The sequence below is a fragment of the Colwellia sp. SU-HH01217 genome (assembly GCF_057543495.1).
On sequence record NZ_BAAJLX010000001.1, the window covers coordinates 156,299 to 179,678 of the forward strand.

The window sequence follows — 23,380 nt, forward strand, 5'->3', positions numbered from 1 at the left end:
TTCCGATATCCCTATCTAATGAATTTTTATCATCAGCAACTTATGAAAGTTGAGGTTAATAAACAATTGACTACTTGCGACTTGCGTCACTAATATGTTTTTTTAATGAAGCTACTTGGGCATCACAAGATTGTTTTTTCTCGCCTCTCATATCAGAACATTGCTGAGACGGACTGGTATCAACAGCCTCAACTACGACTGAAGATAAACATAACAGCGCCCCCGGACCATGAGGAGAGCAACCCGGTAATCTGTTGTCATTTTTTGAGCTACAACCAAAAAGCAAAATAACTAACAAGACAACTGACAATTTAATGAATGACATATCACTACTTCCTTATAAACTGCCTTATTTCATGCAGTATTCCTAAAATTACCATCATACTAAAATAAATGATAACAGACTAAATTAAACTAATACATGACCCTAGGTTCATTGTATTTTATTTAGTTAGCACCTGTTAATGACCACACTGCAAATTCATTACCGCTAGGTTCGACAAAGTGAAATCGCCGCCCACCGGGAAATGAAAAAATAGCCGTTGATATTACTCCACCTGCGCGCTCAACGATTGCTTGTGTACTCTCTAAATCTTCACTGAGTAATACCAATAAAGCAGCTCCTTTACTGGCAACAGAGGTTAAGTCAGACTTGTAAAAGCCCCCATCTAAACCTTGACCGCTAAACGCTGTATATTCAGGCCCATAATCTTCAAATGTCCAAGCAAAAGCCTGTTCAAAAAAATGTTTAGTTGCTGTAATGTTTTTAGCTGGGAATTCTACATAGTTTAATTTTAAATTTGGTGACATATCATCGACCATAGGGGCTTACCGCCGCCGTAAAGACCTAAAAATAAAAACTCAAGCGAGTAACAAAAGGCGAAAAAAGAACAGCTATATTGAATGTTTAGCTTTTAATATACCTGTAATTTTGTGCCTATTTTAGCTTAGTAATACCAATAAGTGCGACAATAGCACCACCCACCATTCCAGCCCATGCTTCAATTGGTGCATCACCATTTAGCGCTAAAGTTACTTGAGAGCTTGCTGAGTCATAAATATTGTAACCCCACAGCGCTAAAGCGATACCCAATACAATTAGCACAATACCAATAATTTTATTATTCATTGTATCTCCAAAATTTTATTCATGAACGTAGATTAACTATCACTTTCTACCATACTATTAGAGTCTTACTCAATATTAGTCTTTAGGTTGCATCTTTTTTCTCATGCTTTCAAGGTGCTGTTTACGCACAATCACTTTTTGGGAATTTTGTGCGTAATAGCTTTTTCTTAATTGTTTATTTTTGCGTTCGGCAAGCCGAGCAGCAAATGCCTGATAGTGGCTAGCTAACCCTGTTTTAATTAGCAAAGGTTTTAACCCTAGACCAACAAACAGCAAAAAAGGTATGTAGATAATTAATAATACGGGCGAAGTAAAAGTGATTAAAACCACCAACCAAATCATGGCAGTGAAAATACCTCGGGCGATCACACCGTATTCGAAACTAGATTGTTTCAAAGCAAAACTCCATTTTGGCTAAAATGTTATTAATCCATTTCATCAATCCAAGCTAATTGAACTGCTTCCAATACACGTTCACCGCAATGTGCAGGGTCATCACTAAACCTTTCTAAGTCTAAAATCCATTGCCTTAAATCAGTAAAGCTTATTTTTAAAGGGTCCACTTCTGGATGCACTTCAATTAAGTCTAACGCTATTTCTAATGAATCGCTCCAACGTAAAGTCATGTTTTTCTCCAAAGCTACGATAGGCTTTATTGGTGTTCCCTAAGCCGTAAAATTAGTTTGCGTGCTTAAAACAACAACTGAAACCAATAGTAATCAGCCACTAGCATGATAATTAACCATAGCAGTAACAGCCGGATTTTTCGACAATACGGACACTGAGTTTGCCACCAAGGACGTATAAGCTTTTTCAAGGGCCAATGTTCAAATTAACTTAAGTAAAATTTATAGTAACAAGTTACGCACGAAGCGCAATAATCTACATAAGTTAACCAAAAATTTTACTTAATAAACCTTTAGACTCAATAGGATTGTTATCAAGCTGCTCGTCATTAAACACTTTAAAATCGTCCAAGCCAAGATAATTTATTGTCAAGCTTGTGTGCTCAAAATCTCCCGTTGCAGGATTAAATCGATACTCTTTTGCCCATTCAGTAATATTTTCTGTAATCGAATGGATAGCATCAACGACAAACTGGGCTTCTTGGTCAGTTGTCGTTGGGTGAAAAGAGGCACGTATCCAGCCGGGTTTTTCACAATAATCACCAGCATCTATTTGTTGGGTTATTTTTTGAGATGTACCCTGATCTACATTTAATAAAATATGGCCGTAAGTCCCGGCACAAGAACAGCCTCCTCGGGTTTGAATGCCAAACTTATCGTTCAGTAAACGCACCACTAAATTGTAATGCACACTTTCAATATAAAACGAGACTATACTTAAACGATCAGTCACATTGGGCTCTAATATCTTAACTTGATTATTTTTACTTAAACCATTCATCACTAATAAAGTTAATTCTTTCTCCCTCGCGGTAATTTTTTCAACCCCCATGGCATCTTTAACTTTAATCGCTAAGGCAGTGCGTATGCATTGTAAAAATCCTGGAGTTCCTCCATCTTCTCTCACTTCAATATTATTGAAAAAACTATGCTCTCCCCAAGGGTTTGTCCAAGTAACTGTTCCTCCTCCTGGGTGATCAGGCACTTTATTTTTATATAAAGTTTTATTAAACACCAATACACCTGAACTGCCTGGGCCACCTAAAAACTTATGTGGAGAGAAAAATATCGCATCCAGAGTTTGCGCTTTATTTGTTGGGTGCATATCAATATCAACATAAGGTGCTGAACAAGCAAAATCGACAAAACAAACACCATTATGTTTGTGCATAATTTCCGCTAACTGATAATACGGCGTTTTTATGCCGGTGACATTTGAGCACGCTGAAAACGAGCCAATTTTAAGTGGGCGATCTTGGTATTTAACTAGTAACTCTTCAAGGTGAGCTAACGAAGGTAAACCATTGTCGTCTGGGTTAACTATTTCTAGAGTAACATCACATTCATACCAAGTAGTTTGATTAGAGTGGTGTTCCATATGAGTGATAAAAACTACAGGCTTTTCTGCTTCTTCAAACTTTACTTGTCCCTGCATACGCTCTGGAATTCGAAGCCCTAAAATGCGCTGAAATTTATTCACCACATCCGTCATTCCAGCGCCTGAGGTAATTAAAATATCATTATCGCAAGCGTTAACATGATGTTTAATGAGCTTTTGTGCTTGATGATAAGCCAAGGTCATAGTACTGCCGGTTAAATTAGTTTCAGTATGTGTATTGGCAATATAAGGGCCGAGAGTGTGGCTAATGTAATTTTCTATCGGTTGATAAAGTCGACCGCTTGCTGTCCAGTCTGCGTAAATAATGTCTTGCACTTTATCTGCTATTTTATGTGTTAACCCTTGGCCAATAATTTGTTGGCGAAAAGGTAAAAAATGTTGTTCTAATAGTGAAGACATATCATATTGCCCTTATCAGGATAAATTAACTTTAAGAGGCAGTTCAGTTGAACTTTTGATCTCCTCCATGGCAAAACTAGAAGTGACATCGGTTAAGCTAGTTGCGTCGATAAATCGTTTATAAAAAGCATCGTAACTAGCAATATCCTTCACGACGACCCTAAGTAAATAATCGTATTCACCACTCATGCGATAAAAGTCGACAACCTCAGGAAACGCTGAAACTGTTGTGGAAAATTCAGCTAACCATGCACTGTCGTGTCGGCTAGTTTTCACACGAACAAAAACAGAAACACTCAGATCAAGCATAGCAGCATCTAATAACGCCACTTTGCGCTTAATAATTCCGCTTTTTTCTAGTTTTTGAAGTCTACGCCAACAGGGAGTTTTAGTAAGTCCTACTTGCTTAGCGAGTTCTTCAACGGCGATACTAGCATCTTGCTGCAAAATAGCAATAAGTCGCAAATCAATCTCATTTAAGTGCATCTTGTACTCAAAATTAACAATATTTAAAAACAAAATACTCATTAAATACATTTATCGCAAGCCAAATAAAAATTTATCTCGATTTACCTCTGTTTTATGAAACTATGTTTCTCAAATAAGTCACGATTATTTGTGTTTTTTTATAAAAAAACATCAACGAGAAGAAAATTGACTAAAATTATTGTTATTTTCATCTTGAATGTAGATATTAACGACTCCTTGATAACAAAATAAATTCCATTGTAATGAAAAAACTATTTTTAACTTTACTTCTTACTTTTATTCCCACCTTGGTTACTTATGCCAACGAAATAAAACCATTAGCGTGGCATAAAACCCAACTGCCAATAAAAACAGAGTTACGTGCAAGTGCTGTTAGGCAAAATACACTATGGGTAGCAGGTGATAAAAGTGCAGTATTTATTAGTCTTGATAAGGGCAAAAACTGGCAAGATATATCACCGAAATACGATCACAATATTGATTACAACTTCAGAGATATTGAAGTAATTAATAACACAACAGCAATTGTTATGTCTGTAGGAAGTGCAGAAGAGTCGACTTTACAAATAACACACAACCAAGGGAAAACCTGGCAAATACTGAGAACCAATAAAAATTCCTTAGGATTTTATGACTCCATTGATTTTTGGGATGAAAACAACGGGATACTACTAGGCGATCCTGTCGATGGTCATTTTGTGGTGGAGGTAACTCAAGATCAAGGGCAAAGCTGGCAGCGAGTTCCCATAAATAAACTGCCTGCTATGACTAATAAAGAGGCGGCGTTTGCTGCCAGTGGTAATACTTTAATAACTGGCGCTATAGGGGAAGCTTGGTTCACTACAGGTGGCTTATCTGCCAGCATTTATTACTCGCCAGATTTTGGTCAGTCGTGGAGTAAATCAAGCATTCCACTTGAAAGTAGCACTGAAACCTCAGGGGGGTATGCTCTTGGGATAAATACACACAAACAAGTATTTGCTCTTGGTGGTAACTACCTTAATCGAGAAGGTCATTATAACAATCTGACTACGTTTAAAAACAGCCGATGGCAAGTAGTAAACAACGGTAAGTACGGCTTAAGAACAGCATTAAGTTGTGCTAAGCATATTTGTGTAAGTACAGGTAAATTAAGTAGTGATATTTCGATGGATAATGGCAAAAATTGGCAAGTGTTTGCGAATGAGGGGTTTTACACTTTGGCTAGCGATAATACTCATATTTTAGCTGCTGGCAGTGAAGGCAAGGTAGCGGTATTAACTATTAACCATAACTATTAAGTACAAGTGGCAATATTAAAAATCCCCTGTAGTCAGACGATACTGCTTACAAGGGATTCTCTTTTAATAACTAAATTCAAAGATTGAATTTATTAACATTATTTTATTGGAAAGCCACGATCTCGCATTAATGCTTCAACTTTCGCATCGCGTCCTCTAAAGGCGCGATATGCTTTTGCTGGATCAACCGCATTTCTAACGCTAAATAAATGTTCAACTAATTTATTAGCAACCTCTTCATCATAAAAACCATCTGGCGCTTCAGCAAAGGCTTCAGCCGCATCAGAGGTTAGTACTTCAGCCCACATATAACCGTAATAGCTAGCAGAATAGCCTTCTCCACTAAATACATGACCAAAATGCGGCGTACGATGACGCATAACAATTTGCTCTGGCATATTTAGCCCGGCTAAGGTTTCACGTTCAAACTTGTCTGCATCAATATTAGTAGGATCTACAGTATGAAGTTTCATGTCAATTAATGCAGAGGCTAGATATTCAGTAGTTTTAAAACCTTCATTAAAAGTCGCTGCTGCTTTTATTTTAGCCACCAAATCTGCTGGCATAGGTTTACCTGTTTTGTAATGTACTAGGTAATTATTGATTACTTCATCAGTGGATAACCAACGCTCTAAAAGTTGAGATTGGAATTCAGTGTAATCACGAACGCCACCGTTAAGTGTTGGATAAACAACGTTTGATGATAAAAAGTGTAAAGCATGTCCAAATTCGTGGAAGTAAGTTTCAGCATCATCCCAAGAAATTAGCGCAGGTTCACCCGGAGCACCTTTACTAAAGTTAGAGTTGTTTGACGATAAAACATTAGTTTTACCATCAAAAGTTGTGTGGCTGCGATACATAGTTGCCCAAGCACCTGAACGCTTACCTTGACGAGCAAATGGGTCTAAGTACCATAAACCAATGTGTTCTCCTGAAGTTTTATCTTTAACTTCCCAAACTCTGACATCTTCTTGAAAAACAGGTACTGAGCCATCGGTTACTTCAGTAAACCCAAAGTTAAATAAACGCCCTGCGACATAAAACATGGCTTCTCTAAGTTTATCTAATTGTAAATACTGTTTTACTTCATCTGAGTTTAAGTCATATTTTGCTTTTCTAACTTTTTCAGCATAAAAGCGGTAATCCCAAGCTTTAATTTCTTTTAAACCATCTTCAGCTTTAGCGATAACTAGCATATCTTTAACTTCTTCGTCGACACGAGCGATAGCTGCAGGCCATACCGATTCCATTAAATTAATCGCATTTTCAGGCGCTTTTGCCATGCGATCTTCTAAACGCCAAGACGCATAGTTTTTATAACCTAATAAGCCAACACGCTCGTGACGCAGCTTTAAAATTTCTGCAATAATAGCGTTATTATCATGTTCGTCGCCGTTATCACCACGATTATAATATGTTTCCCATACTTGTTTACGCAGTTTACGCTCTGTTGAATAAGTTAAAAACGGATCCATAGATGAACGAGTATTGGTGATCGCATACTTGCCGTCATGATCACGATCTTTTGCTGCAGAAGCTGCAGAGTTAATTACAGATTGCGGTAAGCCGTTTAATTGCTCTTTTGTTAAATAAAGCACGTAGCTTTCTTCATCTGATAACACATTGTTTGAAAATGCGGTGTGTAGCTCGGCTAAACGTTTATTAATTTGTGCATAACGTTCTTTAGCTTCACCTTTAAGTGTTGCGCCATTTCTTGCAAAACCATTGTAAGTTAAAAGCACTAAACGCTGTTGGTCTTCACGTAATGTTTTGACTTCTTCACCGTTATAAACTGCTGATACGCGCTCAAACAATTTTGTGTTTTGTCTAATCTTAGAACTAAAGTCTGCCAATTTAGGTGCCATTTCAGCCTGAATTTTACGAAATTCTGGCGAAGACATATTCGAACTCCATATTCCCCAGTAAGTGAATACGCGATCTAAAACTTCACCTGTACGCTCCATTGCTACAATAGTATTTTCAAAATTAGCTGGTGCTGGATTATTAGCAATAGCCTCTACTTCTGCTAGGTTTTGCTTCATCCCCTCTTCAATTGCTGCTACCAAGCCATCTAACGACACTTTGTCAAAGGCAGGAACTCCTTGATAAGGCCCTGTCCACTTAGCGATTAATTGGGCTTTTGATTTTTCAACATCATTCATATGTTGTGCTGACGGTCGCTCTTCAATAGCTTTAATACCACTTGCTGGGCTGTCACTACCATTACTACAGGCCATTAATATACTTGAAGTAACTGCGGCTAAAATTAAACTCTTTTGTTTCATGTAATTATTCCTCTGTCTGGATTACACAAGCTGCGAGTAATAAGACTGTATTCGTCTTTTCAATGGTTACTCTGGCTTTTTAATTTTTATAAACTCACTGGTTATAAACCAGCGTTAAACCCCATTACGGTATATTGTTAATAAGAAAAATACTAGCGCTGATATGTAAGAGTTGTTTACAAAAAAAACTAAATAGCCCTGATGGATAAATATAAGCCTATTTATTGATCTTAATCAGGTATAAAGGCATTATTTTATTTACAATAAACTCGATTTTATTTTTATTAAAAATAGGTATCGTAATGCAAATTACCGATCTAAAAAAAGAACAAAAAATTCCTCCTTTCTTTCGTTTAGGCTTTAGACCTTTTTTCCTTGGTGGTGCGCTATTTAGCATAGTACCGATTATTCTTTGGTTACTTATATTAAGGGGGACTCTGCCTTTTTCACCGCTTGGCGGTGGTTATTGGTGGCATATCCATGAAATGGTCTTCGGTTTTGCCAGCGCTATTATTGCCGGTTTTCTTCTAACTGCAGTGCAAAACTGGACAGGCGTAAAAGGTGCACAAGGTAATGTATTAATAGGCTTGTTTGCTTTATGGCTAATTGGCCGTGTGCTTTTACTAATGCCGACATTATTAGGCCCTATGTTAACAGCCATTATTGATGTTAGTTTTCTACCCGTTGTCGCTATTGTCCTAGCGAAGCCCATTTTGGCGATTAAACAATACCGCAATTTATTTTTTGTACCTTTGTTAGTGCTATTTACCTTGGCTAACATTGAGATGTATTTGTCTGTTGCTTTTCCTGATGTTTTTTCTTTAAAAATTAGTGGTTACGCGGGTGTAATGCTAGTGACCTTTTTAATGTCGGTTATGGCTGGTCGCGTAGTTCCTATGTTTACCGCTAACGGTACACAAACACAAAAAGCGCTCCCCATTCCGTGGTTAGAAAAATTAACCAATGGCAGCTTAGCATTGATTATGTTTATTTTATTGTTTCACCCTGTAATAGGCTTTAATGAACAGTTATTCGGCATTTTATTAATCATTGCTGGGATCGGACAAGTCTTGCGCTGGATAAGATGGCGCCCGTGGATCACTTTATCTGTACCGCTACTTTGGTCATTACATATTGCGCTGAAATTTATTTGGTTTGGTTTAATTATGCTAGGTATTAGCTATTTAATACCTTCCATCCCAAGTAACCATATCTGGCACTTATTAACCATAGGTGGTATGGGCGGCTTAATTTTAGCGATGATTTCACGGGTATCTTTAGGTCATACTGGGCGCCCACTAACACCGCCAAAATCGATGAATGTCGCTTTTATTATGATAACGCTTGCGGCTATGATCCGAGTATTTGGTCCTTGGGGAATGCCCGCTAAAAGTTTTATTTTTTACGATATTAGTGCAATGTGTTGGCTAATTGCTTTTGGTATTTTTGCTTTCAACTACGGCCCTATGTTATTAAAAGCACGTAAAGACGGTCATCCAGGTTAAGAAGTAGCGTTTACTTATAACACTAAAAAGTGAACGCTACTTCTTAATATTTGCTCAACCTTAAAGCTCCAACTTTCACTGGTAAATTAATGAAAACTTTATTTTTGGCCAATAAAGATATCGCCAGTAATTTTGCGCTCAATCAAATTCTCCCTCAGGTTTTTAAAAACCATGATAATTATCTTTGGTTATCTGCTAAGGTTGGCAATAACAGTACATTACCGAAACAGCTCGCCACGCTTAAATTTTTTGAACAAAATCTCTTTAATCAACTTATTAGCCCTCTTCTGTCAAACGAGCAATCCAATGTTCAATCAAGCGAACAGTCAATCCAATCTTTTAAAAACTTTGATGATTTAAGCTGTTTTTTAAGGGCAAAGCCTATTGAAGTTAATCAAGTAAACTCTCCAGAAAGTATTGAGTAATTAAACGAACTCTCTCCTGATTTAATCGTATCAATTGATTATGGCGGAATTTTAAAAACACCTGTTATTAACATTCCTAGCAAAGGGGTTATAAACTTACATTCTGGCATATTCCCTAAATATAAAGGCGTAATGGCAACTTTTTGGGCATTAAAAAATAATGACTCCGAGATAGGCACTACATTACATACTATTGAAGACGGCACAATTGATAAGAGGCAAATTATCACTATCTCTAAACAGCAAGCTGACCCTGGTAAATCTTATCTTTGGCATGTATTAGCACTCTATAAACAAGTTGCTTTAGATATACTCAATGCCATTAAATTGTTAAATAACAATAAACTACTCAAAGCAGCGCCTCAAATAAAGAGCGATGAATATTTTACTTTTCCTACTGAAGCACAATGCCTAGAATTTGAAAATAGCGGATTTAGTTTTGTGGGAGAGCAAGACTACATCAACTTTGTCAAAAATAACTATTTATAATAAAAATTTATAAAACACGCTAATAACACTAGCTTAGAGCAAATCATTCAATACGACTACATTATTGTAGTAAATCAATTTAAGCACAACTTCAGAGACTAATCGTACAAGACAAAATCATATCGTTCTTATTTACCACTGTCGTATCATGGATACTAATTGACGCTTATATTCAAGCTTCACTTGCCCCCCCTTATGTATGTTTGTAGTTACTATAATAAGCTAATTATTCATAAACCAGCTGCCTTGCAGTAGTTTAGAGAATAACAAGTAAAACTAAGTGTATAAAATACATGGGGATTCTATGAATATTACAAAAAAATTTAATAAAACTGCAGTTACACTCGCTTTGTTAACTGCCTTTAATCATCAAACAGCCATTTCTGCAGATGAAGATAATGCACAAAAAGAAAAAATCGCTGCTTTAGAGGTGATAGAAGTTACCTCACAAAAACGTGTACAAAGTTTACAGGATGTTCCAGCCTCTATTACAACTTTAGATGGTAACAGATTAGACAATGCAGGCATTAATCAAGTTGAAGAAATGTCTGAATACGTACCTAACTTTACAGTAACAAAATCAGGACAAAGCTTTAATGTTTATATGCGCGGTTTAGGCTCAGGCCCTAATCAAGGCTTTGAGCAAACTGTTGGTACTTACGTTGATGGTATCTATCGTGGTCGTGCAGTTTTAATGCGCACTGCTTTTTTAGATATTGATATGATTGAAGTTCTTCGAGGTCCACAAGGTACTTTATTTGGTATGAATACCACTGCTGGCGCCTTGAATATTACCTCTAAAAATGCCACCGATGAATTTGAAGCGACAATAAAAGGATATTATGTACCTGAATTTAATAAACAAGATATGGAATTCACGGTATCTGGAGGTCTAACTGATGACTTGCGTGCTCGTCTCGCACTCAAATCTGAGAAAGATGACGGCTATATTCAAAATGTAGTCACTGGTGACAATGAGCCAAAAAGAGAAAATATTGCAGCAAGACTCACTCTCGATTGGGATATCACTGATAAATTAAATGCTAATCTAAAAATTCAACATGATAGTGATGAAATTAATGGTCGAAATTCGGTTGTTACCGTTGAACCTTATCTTATTGAAGCTAACACTCCTCAAACAAATGCATTACTAGCTAGCTTAAGAGAGTATAACTTAGATTTTAAGACAGCAAATACCACCCCTGCCTTAGGTGAGAAACAATTTGAAAAATCTACAGCTGATCATGCGACGCTAAATGTTTCTTATGAGTTAGGAGAACATACAATTAACTCAGTTACTGGTTGGCAAAATTACAACTTAGACGGTGCAAAGGATCAAGACAATACTGCCCGCCCATTAATTTATTCCCCTGCCTTTAACGAAAACTATGAACAGTTTAGTCAAGAAATTCGGTTAACATCGCCTGGCGGAGAAACCCTTGACTATATTATTGGCGCCTACTTTCAAACTTCCGATTTAGAGTATTCTGAAAGTTCAAAAGTATACCCATTAGCAATACGTGGAGAGCGTGAATTTAAAACAAACTCTGACTTATGGGCACTTTTTAGCCAATTAGATTATAAATTTACTGATGAATTTACTGTCTCACTTGGAGTTCGTTATACCGAGGAGCGAAAAAAAGGTCAAAGAGAAATGGTTATTATTGACCCTTTAACAGGTCAACGCATTCAAGAATCTGTCTTAGTGAAACCGCCAGCTTTAATGCCTGCGTTAAATAATTTTGGCTTAACTGGCTTACCAGGTAATGCATATGCATTAATGTTAGGGGATAAATTTCCATATTTGGATCCTTTATTATTAGGTACTCCAACACAAAACATTCCCAACCCTATTTTTGCGACGATAGATGAACATTTAATCTCGGGTACGATCACAGAAAAAAGTGTGACACCTTCGTTAACTCTAAGCTATCAATTAGACGATGATATTATGCTTTACGCTAAAAGTGCCCAAGGCTTTAAATCAGGTGGTTTTGATGCCAGATCTAATTTAGGAGGCAACTTCGAGTTTAAAGACGAAGAAGTTCTCTCATATGAACTTGGTAGCAAAATGACATTAGATGAAGGTGCAGCAGAACTTAATATTGCAATATTTCAAATGAAATTTGATGATTTACAAACGTCTGTCTTTGATGGACAAGTGGGTTATAGTGTCGAGAATGCTGGTCAAGCAACAACTTCGGGCATAGAGTTAGATGGGCGCTGGGCTGTAGCAGACGAAATAACCCTAACAGGGGGACTTGGCTTACTTGATTTTAAATGGGATGAATTCAAGGGAGCTAAATGCTTTACAAGTAATGTTGCAGTTTCTGACGATCTCGATGAAACTGGTACTTCTTGTGATTTAAGTGGAGAGACAAATGCTTTAGTTCCTAAAGTCACTGCAAATATAGGTGTTGAACATGCCACATTCATTTTCAATAACTTTGAATTAATCACTAACTTAGCTGTTAATCACAGTTCTGAGTTTTATACTTCAACAGATTTGAACCCTTTTACGATACAAAGTGCCTATACAAAAATAAACCTTAGTATTGCTTTAGCTTATGAGGAAACCTGGAGAGTTGCATTAGTGGGTAAAAACTTAACTAATGAGATAACCAAGAATTTTAGTTTTGACTTACCTTTTACTACAGGAGGTTATGCTAACATGGTAGAACCTGGACGGAATATTGGAGTGCAATTTAGTTACACATTTTATTAAGCCATAATCACCGTTCGGTTAAATAAACCTTAGGTTGTCGTAACCTAAGGTTTTTTTTATGAATAACTTAAAATGTTATCAATTAATCAATCAAAAGTGAGGTAACTAAGTTAACGGACACAGTTACGCAGTTAAAAATATATCCACGTTGTATAGCGTAGACATAATACAAACTTTCACCTAGTATATAATCATATTTATCTTGAATAGTCATGTGCTTATACAACCATGAACAGCAGCACCTTAATTCCCAATACCCCAACAACTATAGGAAGTTGGGCACTATTAATTGCTAAAGCGATTGAAAGCTATGGGCTTGATAGCCACACTTTATTTGCACAAAGTAATATTGATTTAACTGCTATTCAAAATAATCCTGAAGTTCGCTTACCGGTAAAACAAATGGCTGTGTTATGGCAACTCGCTGTTAAAGAAACAGAAGATCAATGTTTTTCTTTACGATTGACCAAATTTTTTCAACCAAATACGTACAGCGCAGTTGGATTAGCTTTTGCTTCAAGTCGAAATATTCTAGAAGGCTTTAAACATTGTATTCGTTATTTTAAAATGACTACCGATGCTGCTATGCATTCGTTAGAAATAGACGACGACCAAGTCATTTTACATATTGATATTCCTAAAGAAAACGAACCTGTTTCAACAGAGGCCATTGAAGCTTTTATGGCGACTTTAGTTTCTCTTTCTAGAGTTATGACCACCGAAAACTTTAGTCCTCTAGAAGTTCATTTTAAACACGATAAAGCACAATATAAAAGAACATATGAAACGTTTTTTAGGTGTCCGGTTTTATTTAATCAATCCCATCATAAAATTAGCTTTTCTCTTGCTGATGTTCAACAACCACAAATGCTAGCAAACCCAGCTCTTGCGAATACATTAGAAAAGTGGATTGATGAGCATTTAAATCGTTTCAGCCAAGATTTAATATCAACCAAGGTAAAAGCTCATATTCTTGACAATATTCTTAAGGGGGATATCGAGCTTGACAAGATCGCCAGCTCGCTTAATTTAGGGTTACGTACTCTACAGCGAAAACTAAAAGCTGAAGGTAAAAGTTTTAATGAATTGCTGGATGAATGCCGACATCACATGGCCATTAAATTATTGTCAGAACAACGAGTACCTTTAATTGAAATATCCTACATGTTAGGTTTTTCCGATCAAAGTGGCTTTACTCGAGCTTTTCGACGCTGGACAAATACCAGCCCCAAAAGTTACCGAGATCAACATGGACATAAACTCCTCATTGATTAATCATAAAAACCTAGTAACTTCATATGGTTACTAGGTTTTTTATTAATTATTTGTATGATTCTTTTACTTTTGCTTAACAATACCAGGTAAATAATGCTCTACCGTATCCCACTGACGAACTTCCTGATTAGGTAAATAAACACGATAATTGAGTCTAAAAATACCTTCTTTCGGGGTTGGTAGCCAGTTTGATTCTAGTCCTTCTGGCGGTTCAGCTTGAATATATATGTCAAGTGAACCATCTTCATTAAATTTTAACCCCTGGGTACTTTTCCTGATGGAATAACGGTTTAGTTCATTACTGACTAATTGATAATCATCACCATACATAGTAATTGACCAAAAACCATATTCAGCAGTGCTAGGTAGTTCTCCTTTATCAAAGTGCAGCTTATAGTTACTATTACCAACTAATGGTTCGTTTTCACTGTCCGAATAACTATGAAAATATAGCGCTTCTTCTGGTGAATGAACAAATAAACCTTGGACCGCACCTTCAGCACGCGCTAAATAATCTGTACCATAATCACCGCCAATAAAGTCGACATTCCATTTGTTTTCACTTTGCGTCCCTCGAAACTTCACTTTCCATTTAATAATGTTAATACCCGCTTGGACAGAACGAGCCAAACCACGTTGGATAGCAGGGTCTAAAGATTTAGGGTTAAAAGCTTCAGTATCAGATAAGCCAATATGTTTAAAAGTATTTAGTAGCACTCTATCAGCCCCAACCGGTGGATTCTCTTTCAATAGTTCAGCCGCATAAATAAAATACCCTAAATCTCCCTTCCCCATACTAGTGTTAGCAAGTTTAGGTAAATCATAAGTGCGCTTATCTTTAGGCAAGCCCCACTGAGATAATGGCACTGCATCAAATTGCTTCTGATACTCTTTAATCAGTGCAACATCTTCATCAGTCTCCGTATACGTAGCAATACGCAAGGCAACTAAGGCAGAGTCATTAGGCATTCTCAGCTCAACCACTCCCGCAGGTAATTTACCCTGCCAGGTAGGTCCAACAAGGGCATAGTTCCCCCCATTATTTCCTGTAGCTCTTGTTCCTATATAATGTTGGTTTATAATATAAGCATCACCAATTTGTAACGAGTAATATCTATCTTTGATTGGTGGAACTACAAGAATAATAGGCTCTTTAGCTAAAGAAGCGGAAAGCCCAGAATAGACAGTATCTCTGTTAGGTGTATATGGCATTACATCATCAGCAGTTGCTAAATTACTTGAATGCCCCCACTGCCCCACTGGTGCACAAGGACATTTACCTTTAATTTTTTCAATCAAAGGTAAATTCATTCGAATATCACGTTGCACGTCATGCATTACCATTGGAACAGTAAACATAAAAGCTTGAATCCCCACACTGTATGCCCATTCTTCTTTTGCTTTATTATCTGCCGCCTTTATAGCCTCCATAGACAGATTATTATTCACTTTAAAAACTTTAAGTATATTATTAGCTACGGCTGAAGTACTTAGTGCGAAAACACTTGAAAATAACACCATAGTTACGATTGGTTTTATGTTACACGTTACTGCTTTAAACATATTCTGCTCCTTCTTAGCGGATTGTTTTTTAATATTTCTTACCCTGTTCATGGAAATAATATTGACCACTTTTTAGCTCACAGGGATCAATTGTCTAATCAGTTTTTCACAACCTGATAAAGTTAAGTATTTAGGTACTGGATATAAATAATGAGCTTCTTTAAGCGCTGCTTTTGCTAAGGTGGTAACATCTTCATTTATTATCGAAGGTAAAGTTTCTTCGATAGCGACAACTTTCCTCAACTCCTTGACCTCTTCTATAAACAATTCAGCCATTTCACTGGTTGTTAACCCTGCCGTAGATAAGCCTATCTCTTTGGCTAGATTAGCTAAACGTTGCTCTGAAGCCTTCGCTGTAAAAGAGAGCACTAATGGCAACACAGCCGCATTTGTCATGCCATGAGGCAGATGGTATTTAGCACCTATTTGATGAGATATTGCATGTACATATCCCAACCCCGCTTTTGTAAAAGCCAAGCCTGCATAACAAGAGGCTAACGCTAATGCTTGTCTAGCTTCAAAGTCATCACCTTGTTGATAAGCAATAGGTAATTTTTTAAAAATAAGTTGAATAGCCGTAAGTGCATAACGGTTGGTGTGTTCATTGGCATGCGTTGATAAATAGGCTTCAATCGCATGAGTTAATGCGTCAAATCCAGTATCCGCAGTGATTTTAGCTGGCATACCTACCATTAATACAGGATCAAGTGCCGTTGCTAAAGGCATAATTTTTGGTGAAATAACAAGTAACTTTTCCGTATTAACACTGTCAGTTATTACCGCAGCCATAGTCACTTCAGACCCTGTACCTGATGTAGTTGGTAATAAAAACAAAGGTAAACCGTTTTGCTTGATTTTTAAAAATCCAGCAACATTACTAACCGCTTTAGAGGAATTTACTAACACGGCGATCATTTTAGCAGCATCTAAAGAAGAGCCTCCGCCTAGGCCAAGTACAGCATCACAATGATGTTCTTTTGCCCATTTCACTCCATTCTCTACAATAATTTCATTAGGGTCTGGTAAAACTTTGTCATAAATAGAGAGTTGAATATTATGTTCTTTTAGTAATTGACAAATGTCATCAGCGATACCAAGTTGATAAAGTACTGAATCAGTAACAAGTAATACACGCTTAAAGTTTTGGTTTATTATTAACTGTACGAGCTCTAAAGATGACTCTTTTCCCGAAAAAATAAGAGGGGGTGGCTGAGGAATAAATTTAACGGCAAGTTTAAGACCAGTCATTAACACTTTATAAAACACAACTTTAATGAAAAACATATATTTTCCTTTCATTTACCAATAACTTTATCTTGGCATTACTGAAATAACTTTACTGTTCATTAAATGACAAAAGCTGTGTTTAAAGTGACAATTTTCAATGTGTTCTTTAAGACGTTACAATATTAAATTTTCCACTTGGTGTATCGAACAACCTAAAAAAGCTAATCAAATCTATAATACTGCCGTCAACTGAAAGGTCATTTGAAAACAAGGTATTTTTAATACCTGCTTTACCAATAAGAATTTTTACAAAAAGGCTATGTGTCAGCGATAAGGTTGCGCTAACCTCACCTTTTGTTAGTTTTGCACCTTTCTCCCTTTTATAATGATGCAAAACTGAATTGTTTAGTATTAATAAGTAGCTTTCATTGATATCGGTAAAATTCAAAACTATTTTAAAAGTTTCATCTTTTGCTTTTTCACTGTTTAAACGGACCGACATAGATTCAAAGAATTTAGACACTGGTGTGTTTTTTAAAATCTCTTCCATGGATGCTAAGTCAATGCCTCTATTTGACACCCCTTTTTCTAATTCTATTGCTCCCATTAAATAGAAATTCCTCCAGGCCGCTGATTCAGATTGATAACCTAATTGCTCATAGGTGTCGGCGAGTAAAGCACTAGCTTTACTATTGTCAGGATTTGCGAATACCACATGGTTTAGTAACTCTGCTACCCAACGATATTCTCCTTTATCAAAAGAGACTTTAGCTTGAACAAGTATATGATCCTCTCCTCCCATCAAAGCTATGTACTTACTTGATGACAGAGATTTTGGCAGAGGATTTAAATGAGCAGGATTAGCATCAAACCATCCCATATAATATTGATAAACTGCTTTAGCATTGTGTGACAAACTTCCGTAATAACCTCTATTAGAGAAATAATTAGCTAAAGACTCTGGTAAGGCCATTTGTTCTGCAATTTCATCTGCCGTTAAGCCCTGATTAAGTAAACGTACACTTTGATCATGTATATATTTATATAAATCTCTTTGATTAGTTAAAAAAGTTATTACATTCTCGTTGCCCCAAATTGGCCAATGATGGCTACCAAAATACACTCTAGACTCCCCAAACATCTGTAATGCTTGATCTATAGAGCTACTCCAATCCAAAGCGTTACGCACTTGAGCGCCCCGTAAAGTATAAAGATTATGCATATTGCGGGAAACGAGTTCTGCCCCACAAAATATATTCAGTTTTGGCAAATAAAAAGTTAGTTCTGCTATAGATTCAGTACCTGAAGCATTTTGAAAAATAAACTCAATACCGTCAATTGTTTTTACCGTGTTGTTTACAGAAATGAGTTCGGTTGGTGTAATAATACCAAAGGTTCCAAAAGCAGGGCCTGTTCCTAATCCTGAGCCTATATGTCCCTCATTATTTCTTGGTAAGTTTTTTCCGTACATATAAGCAGACCGACGTGCCATAGCAATACCAGCAATGATATTTTCACTGGTCGCTGCTTCCATAAACCCTTCAGGTGCAATTACCCGAATCCCCTGTTCTTTTACTTCTTCAGGAGAAACAATACCTAAAACACCTCCAAAATGATCCATATGCGCATGGGTAAGAATAACGGCTTTAATAGGCTTTACCCCCAAATATTGCTGAGCAAATTTGAGTGCAGCTTGTGCTGTTTCTTTTGCCGTAAGCGGATCAACTATTATCCAACCGTTGTCACTTTCAATAATCGACATATTAGCAAAATCAAAACCACGGACTTGATAAACACCATCGCTAACTTTAAATAAGCCGCGAATATTATTTAATTTTTCTTGTCTCCATAAGCTAGGATTTACGCTGTCAGGGGCGTCACCTTTAATGAAGCTATAAGCAGAATTATCCCAAATAACTTCACCTGCCGAGTTTAAAATCGCTTCCATGGGAGCTTTGGCAATTAAGCCTTTGTTCGCTTGTTCAAAATCGACTTTATTAGATAAATCTAATTTTTGTCTTACACTTTGTTGAACTTGCTGAGTTGTAGAAGTAATATTTTCACTTTGATTTAACCTTTTATCAATTGGTAATAGCTGAGGCTGACATGCTGATAACATACTAATTAACATTAACAACACCCATACAAACATCACTTTTATAGATGTCGTTTTTAACAATGATTTTTGCATCCTTTTCGCCTCTACCTTTATTACTATCTTTCGATTATCATATAGGCTATCGATAACTATTTACTGTCTTTAACTGACAACAATTAGTTATCAAACGACAGTTTTAGTAGTGAAGATCCTTTATTTAAATAATTTCTGGGTTAGTTGTTTTTAATAACTAATTACCGTGATTAAAAAATAATATTATTACTACCAATTTAATACAGTTGACCTTGGCAGTTTTCTATCGATGCTTTGGCAAAGCATCCTTTAGGTTAAGCTTGCTGTAGTATCAATATCTAATGTAACCTAACTAATATTGACAAATAAAAATCAACTATGAACGCAGTATTTCTTGATAAACAAACCTTTAGCGCAGATATTGTACTTCAATGTATAGGTGAGCAAGTTAGTCAACTGACTTGTTACCAAACCACAGTTTCGGCAGAAATAGTGACCCGCTGTCTTCATGCAGAGATAATTATTACCAATAAAGTATTATTAACGGCTGAAATTTTGGAGCAACTTCCTAAATTAAAACTTGTCTGTATTGCCGCCACAGGTACAAATAATATAGATATTACGGCGGCTATTCGTTTAAATATCGCCGTTACTAATGTCAGTGGTTACGCCAATAATTCAGTGTCACAGTATGTGTTTTCACAAATTTGTGAATACTATTCTCAAACACATCACCATCAACAAAATACTGCGCAAGGTTTATGGCAGTTAAGCCCTATTTTTTGTTATCACGGCAATGGCATTACAGAGTTAGCAGGTAAAACATTAGGGATTATTGGTTACGGTGATTTAGGTAAAGCCGTAGCGAAAATTGCTTATGCTTTTGATATGAAAGTGCTGATAGCTGAAAGACAAGGTGAAACCGTTATTCGCTCTGGTCGAGTTGCCTTTGAGCAGTTAGTTGAACAAGCGGATATTATAACCTTGCATTGCCCATTCACTCATGACACAGAAAAACTTGTTGACCAACAATTTTTATCGAAGATGAAAAGCAATGCCATGCTGATTAACAGCGCAAGAGGCGCTTTAATTGATAATCAAGCATTATATAATGCTTTGCAGCAACAGGTTATTGCTTATGCGGTTTTAGATGTATTAGAGCAAGAGCCTCCGCCTGCCGATCATTTACTTATCGCTAACCAGTTACCAAACTTAAAAATTACCGCTCATATCGCTTGGGCAAGCATTGAAGCTCAACAAAAACTGATCAATATATTAGCTGACAATATTGCCAGTTATCAAAACAAGCAAAATTTAAATCGAATTAATTAAAAGCTGCTTGATATTCATGGACATTTAGCTACGAGACTTTTATCCTTAAATGACTTGAAATAATTGAACGCTAGTTTTTGTACTATCATTAAGGGCCTACGCCAATGAACAAAATTTTAACCGCATTTGTATTTGTTTTTCTATTAGCGTTAACAGGCTGTAATGGAAGTTCAGGTGAAAATGATACTGGTGTGGACTTAACACCAGACAGCATTAGTTTATCAATAATTAATGCTGACGGAGAAACTCAACAAAGCTTTAATGTTAATGATATTATAACGTTATCAGCATTAGTGCTTGATGAAAATGGTAGGCGCGTTAGCAACAAATCGGTTAACTTTAGTGTTGATATTGGCTCTTTAACGCCTAGCAGTAAATTAACTAATGCTGACGGTGTTGCAGTAGTTACTGTAACAAATAGCGATTTAGCACTGGGCGCGGCAACTGCTACAGCAACCATTTCTGAGCTAATGAGTGAAAAAGACTATGAATACCTTAGCAGTAGCGATGATAGCCAACTAACCTCTATGTCGACACAGCTTCTCGTAAACGGAAATGAAGTTAATCAATTTAAGTCAGACCAACTCGTTACTATCAGCACCACCATAAAAAACAACGACGGCGAACCAGTTGATGGCGAAATTGTCACATTTACTGCAGATATTGGTAACCTTAAAACCGCTTCGGCAATGACCATCAATGGTATTGCTCATACCACATTAACCAGCGATGATGATAATATCGGTGCAGGGGTCATTACTGCAACACTAGCAAGCGATTCAAGCTCAACACCTATAATTAATCGCCTTAATTATGAAATATTACCAAGCGATACTTCAGCAATAAATGACGAGATTAGATTAGGATACTTCAATGCTGATAACGAATTTATAGAAGGTGAAATTCAGTTATCCCTGCCCACTAACACAATAAGTGCTGGTGGCACATTAGGCCTGAGTGTTGACTTAGTTGACAGTACTAACAGTTTAATTAATAGCCCTGCTTTAGTTACTTTTAGTTCTAACTGCGTGCAAAGTAATCAGGCCAATATCGACGATACCGTCTATAGCATTAAAGGTAGTGCCAAAGCCACTTATGAAGATGTGGCTTGTGCAGGTACTTCTGGTACACAAGATATTATTATCGCTTCAATTACTGTTAACGGCTTAACAAATACGGCCACAGCAAACATTAATATTTCTGGCGAGCAACTGGGTTCTATTGAATTTGTTTCAGCTGAACCTGAGTCAATCGTTTTAAAAGGAACAGGCGGACAAGAAACTTCTACCTTAACGTTTATGGTGAAAAGTGACCTCGGTAACTTATTAACTCATCAAGAAGTAGAATTTATCTTAAATACTACTGTCGGTGGTATTACACTAAGTCGCACTAGTGGACACACTAATAGCCAAGGACTTATCACCACTCAAGTAGCGGCAGGTACTGTGCCTACCGCTGTAAGAGTGTCGGCAAAAGCTCTAATGACAGTTGATGGAAATGAAGTCAGTGTTCAAACACAATCAGACTTGCTTTCCGTGAATACTGGCTTACCAGAACAACGCTCATTAACTATCGCCGCCAACCCGTTAAATCCAGAAGCAAGCCTCAACGGGACAACTTCTGAGATTAGTGTATGGCTAGCCGATAACTTTAATAACCCTGTACCCGATGGCACCACAGTTAACTTCACCACTGAAGGTGGTGTTATTGAGCCAAGCTGTATTACAACAGCAGGTTATTGCACGGTAACCTGGACCAGTGCACAACCAAGAGTTGATGATCATCGCATCACTATTTTAGCGACAGCCGTTGGCCATGAAACCTTTTTTGATACCAATGGTAATAATACCTTTGATAATGATGGTGATGCGATTGTTAGCCAAGAAGTATCCTCAGGTCGTGGTCGTTTTAATGCTCAAGCGTCTGGCTTTATTGATATGTCTGAAGCTTGGCGTGACGATAATGAGAATAACTTATATGACAGTGGTGAAGTATTTCTAGACTTCGATAACGACCAATTATTTACCCATGAAGATGACAAGTTTAATGGTCCGCAGTGTCAAGGGGATAAATGTAGCTCAAGTAACTCTATTCATGTACGTAAATCTTTAACCCTTATTATGTCGAGTTCATCGGCAAGTTATGTATTGTTTAATGGTGCAACTGTTTTTGAAGACAGTATTCAAAATATTGAAACCGCCATCCCTGTCATTGTTGATGGTGGCAGCCAAGCATTAACATTTACCGTAGCGGATTTAGCAGGACAGGCAATGCCAGCAGGAACCAGCGTGTCGATTTCAACAACCGCGGGTGACTTAATTGGCGTAACCAGTAGTTCAATTCCAAACACGAACGAACCCACTCGTATGAATTTTACGGTTCAAAACACTGTAGGTGGTGATGCAGAAAGTGGCTTTTTAACTTTCACAATAACCTCGCCATCTGGCATTATCACTTCCTTCTTTAAAGCGATTGAGCTTGAATAACGACTTTACTTTTAAGCCTTATTTAAAAGCCCTAAGTTTGATGATTTAGGGCTTTTTATTGTCTGAAATTAATGCGTTATGTGGGCTATAATAAAGAATATTCAACTTAATAAATAATCAAAGCCATTGTTAAGCATCAAAAAATGTTAAGTCAAATAATAGTCACTTGTTAGCTAAATATGCGCCAGATGGTTTTATTAATAGCTCTTTAACTAAAGTTATCGCTTTTGATTTTTTGTAGCTTCTGAATGTTAGAAGTAACTTACTTTCTAAAATGTTTTCGGTTAACCATTCTACTTTAGTAATTTCACCAAGATTAGATACTTTATAAACATTGTAGTCAGCTGAATTATCAAGCCCTGAAATTGAAAAATAATAATCATAATTACAAATAATATCAGTTTCAGCAATACAAGTAGATGAATAATCAGCAGCTTCTATATATTTAATCCAATGTTGTTTATCAAATTTTGTGACAATTTTTTTATTCAGGTCATAAATATTACCAAGAGCAAATACTTCGCTTGATATGCCTGTCACTACTGGTAAGCTTTTCAATGTCTCAGAAAAGCAATAGCCGGGGATCAAGGCTACAAGTAATAAATAAATTTTCAT

Annotated in this window: 19 protein-coding genes and 1 pseudogene; 8 read left to right on the top strand and 12 right to left on the bottom strand. The window is 36.8% G+C overall.

The annotated features are described in order from the left end of the window. Nucleotides 1-70: 70 nt before the first annotated feature. The 7 genes from AC27G3_RS00585 to AC27G3_RS00615 form a co-directional block, all read right to left on the bottom strand. Nucleotides 71-325 (bottom strand): hypothetical protein, encoded by a 255-nt coding sequence (locus tag AC27G3_RS00585; protein ID WP_487117876.1) that lies wholly within the window; start codon nucleotides 323-325, stop codon nucleotides 71-73. A gap of 122 nt (nucleotides 326-447) precedes the next feature. Continuing rightward, on the bottom strand, nucleotides 448-810 hold the full coding sequence (locus AC27G3_RS00590; protein ID WP_487117877.1) for a VOC family protein: 363 nt from the start codon (nucleotides 808-810) through the stop codon (nucleotides 448-450). Nucleotides 811-937: 127 nt separating this feature from the next. Beyond that, a complete protein-coding gene (locus AC27G3_RS00595) occupies nucleotides 938-1,129 on the bottom strand; it encodes a DUF3185 family protein (protein ID WP_487117878.1) in 192 nt (63 codons plus the stop codon). A 75-nt stretch (nucleotides 1,130-1,204) separates the two neighbouring features. Further along, nucleotides 1,205-1,525: a hypothetical protein gene (locus AC27G3_RS00600; protein WP_487117879.1), complete on the bottom strand. Its 321-nt coding sequence runs from the start codon at nucleotides 1,523-1,525 to the stop codon at nucleotides 1,205-1,207. A 29-nt stretch (nucleotides 1,526-1,554) separates the two neighbouring features. Beyond that, nucleotides 1,555-1,755, bottom strand: coding sequence for a Fe-S cluster assembly protein IscX (gene iscX, locus AC27G3_RS00605; RefSeq protein WP_487117880.1), 201 nt, complete (start codon nucleotides 1,753-1,755; stop codon nucleotides 1,555-1,557). Between the two features lie 265 nt (nucleotides 1,756-2,020). Then, entirely contained in the window at nucleotides 2,021-3,553 is a 1,533-nt protein-coding gene (locus tag AC27G3_RS00610; RefSeq protein ID WP_487117881.1) for an aminotransferase class V-fold PLP-dependent enzyme, read from the bottom strand. 15 nt (nucleotides 3,554-3,568) lie between these two features. Continuing rightward, nucleotides 3,569-4,039, bottom strand: a complete 471-nt coding sequence (locus tag AC27G3_RS00615; protein WP_487117882.1) for an Lrp/AsnC family transcriptional regulator — start codon at nucleotides 4,037-4,039, stop codon at nucleotides 3,569-3,571. A gap of 245 nt (nucleotides 4,040-4,284) precedes the next feature. On the opposite strand from AC27G3_RS00615, the gene AC27G3_RS00620 reads away from it, so the two are divergent. After that, nucleotides 4,285-5,322, top strand: coding sequence for a WD40/YVTN/BNR-like repeat-containing protein (locus tag AC27G3_RS00620; protein WP_487117883.1), 1,038 nt, complete (start codon nucleotides 4,285-4,287; stop codon nucleotides 5,320-5,322). Nucleotides 5,323-5,420: 98 nt separating this feature from the next. On the opposite strand, the gene AC27G3_RS00625 is transcribed toward AC27G3_RS00620, so the two are convergent. Next, entirely contained in the window at nucleotides 5,421-7,607 is a 2,187-nt protein-coding gene (locus tag AC27G3_RS00625) for a M3 family metallopeptidase (protein WP_487117884.1), read from the bottom strand. A 302-nt stretch (nucleotides 7,608-7,909) separates the two neighbouring features. Here AC27G3_RS00625 and AC27G3_RS00630 point away from each other — a divergent pair, with 302 nt between their 5' ends. The 5 genes and pseudogenes from AC27G3_RS00630 to AC27G3_RS00650 all read left to right on the top strand — a co-directional run bounded on the left by AC27G3_RS00630 (nucleotide 7,910) and on the right by AC27G3_RS00650 (nucleotide 14,026). Further along, nucleotides 7,910-9,112: an NnrS family protein gene (locus AC27G3_RS00630; RefSeq protein WP_487117885.1), complete on the top strand. Its 1,203-nt coding sequence runs from the start codon at nucleotides 7,910-7,912 to the stop codon at nucleotides 9,110-9,112. Between the two features lie 89 nt (nucleotides 9,113-9,201). Further along, a complete protein-coding gene (locus AC27G3_RS00635) occupies nucleotides 9,202-9,537 on the top strand; it encodes a hypothetical protein (RefSeq protein WP_487117886.1) in 336 nt (111 codons plus the stop codon). A 15-nt stretch (nucleotides 9,538-9,552) separates the two neighbouring features. Then, nucleotides 9,553-10,026 (top strand): annotated as a pseudogene (locus tag AC27G3_RS00640) (formyltransferase family protein); the annotation flags it as partial. Nucleotides 10,027-10,330: 304 nt separating this feature from the next. Further along, on the top strand, nucleotides 10,331-12,751 hold the full coding sequence (locus AC27G3_RS00645; protein WP_487117887.1) for a TonB-dependent receptor: 2,421 nt from the start codon (nucleotides 10,331-10,333) through the stop codon (nucleotides 12,749-12,751). A 228-nt stretch (nucleotides 12,752-12,979) separates the two neighbouring features. Then, nucleotides 12,980-14,026 (top strand): AraC family transcriptional regulator, encoded by a 1,047-nt coding sequence (locus AC27G3_RS00650; protein ID WP_487117888.1) that lies wholly within the window; start codon nucleotides 12,980-12,982, stop codon nucleotides 14,024-14,026. Between the two features lie 63 nt (nucleotides 14,027-14,089). Here the strand turns inward: AC27G3_RS00650 and AC27G3_RS00655 are convergent, their stop codons facing one another. The 3 genes from AC27G3_RS00655 to AC27G3_RS00665 all read right to left on the bottom strand — a co-directional run bounded on the left by AC27G3_RS00655 (nucleotide 14,090) and on the right by AC27G3_RS00665 (nucleotide 19,007). Continuing rightward, nucleotides 14,090-15,589: a DUF1254 domain-containing protein gene (locus AC27G3_RS00655; protein WP_487117889.1), complete on the bottom strand. Its 1,500-nt coding sequence runs from the start codon at nucleotides 15,587-15,589 to the stop codon at nucleotides 14,090-14,092. Between the two features lie 72 nt (nucleotides 15,590-15,661). After that, nucleotides 15,662-16,873, bottom strand: a complete 1,212-nt coding sequence (locus AC27G3_RS00660; protein ID WP_487117890.1) for an iron-containing alcohol dehydrogenase — start codon at nucleotides 16,871-16,873, stop codon at nucleotides 15,662-15,664. 109 nt (nucleotides 16,874-16,982) lie between these two features. Next, a complete protein-coding gene (locus tag AC27G3_RS00665) occupies nucleotides 16,983-19,007 on the bottom strand; it encodes an alkyl/aryl-sulfatase (RefSeq protein ID WP_487117891.1) in 2,025 nt (674 codons plus the stop codon). 318 nt (nucleotides 19,008-19,325) lie between these two features. Here AC27G3_RS00665 and AC27G3_RS00670 point away from each other — a divergent pair, with 318 nt between their 5' ends. After that, complete coding sequence (locus AC27G3_RS00670) at nucleotides 19,326-20,279, top strand: D-2-hydroxyacid dehydrogenase (protein ID WP_487117892.1); 954 nt, start codon at nucleotides 19,326-19,328, stop codon at nucleotides 20,277-20,279. A gap of 104 nt (nucleotides 20,280-20,383) precedes the next feature. Beyond that, a complete protein-coding gene (locus tag AC27G3_RS00675; RefSeq protein ID WP_487117893.1) occupies nucleotides 20,384-22,765 on the top strand; it encodes an Ig-like domain-containing protein in 2,382 nt (793 codons plus the stop codon). Between the two features lie 162 nt (nucleotides 22,766-22,927). Here the strand turns inward: AC27G3_RS00675 and AC27G3_RS00680 are convergent, their stop codons facing one another. Beyond that, a complete protein-coding gene (locus tag AC27G3_RS00680) occupies nucleotides 22,928-23,380 on the bottom strand; it encodes a hypothetical protein (protein WP_487117894.1) in 453 nt (150 codons plus the stop codon).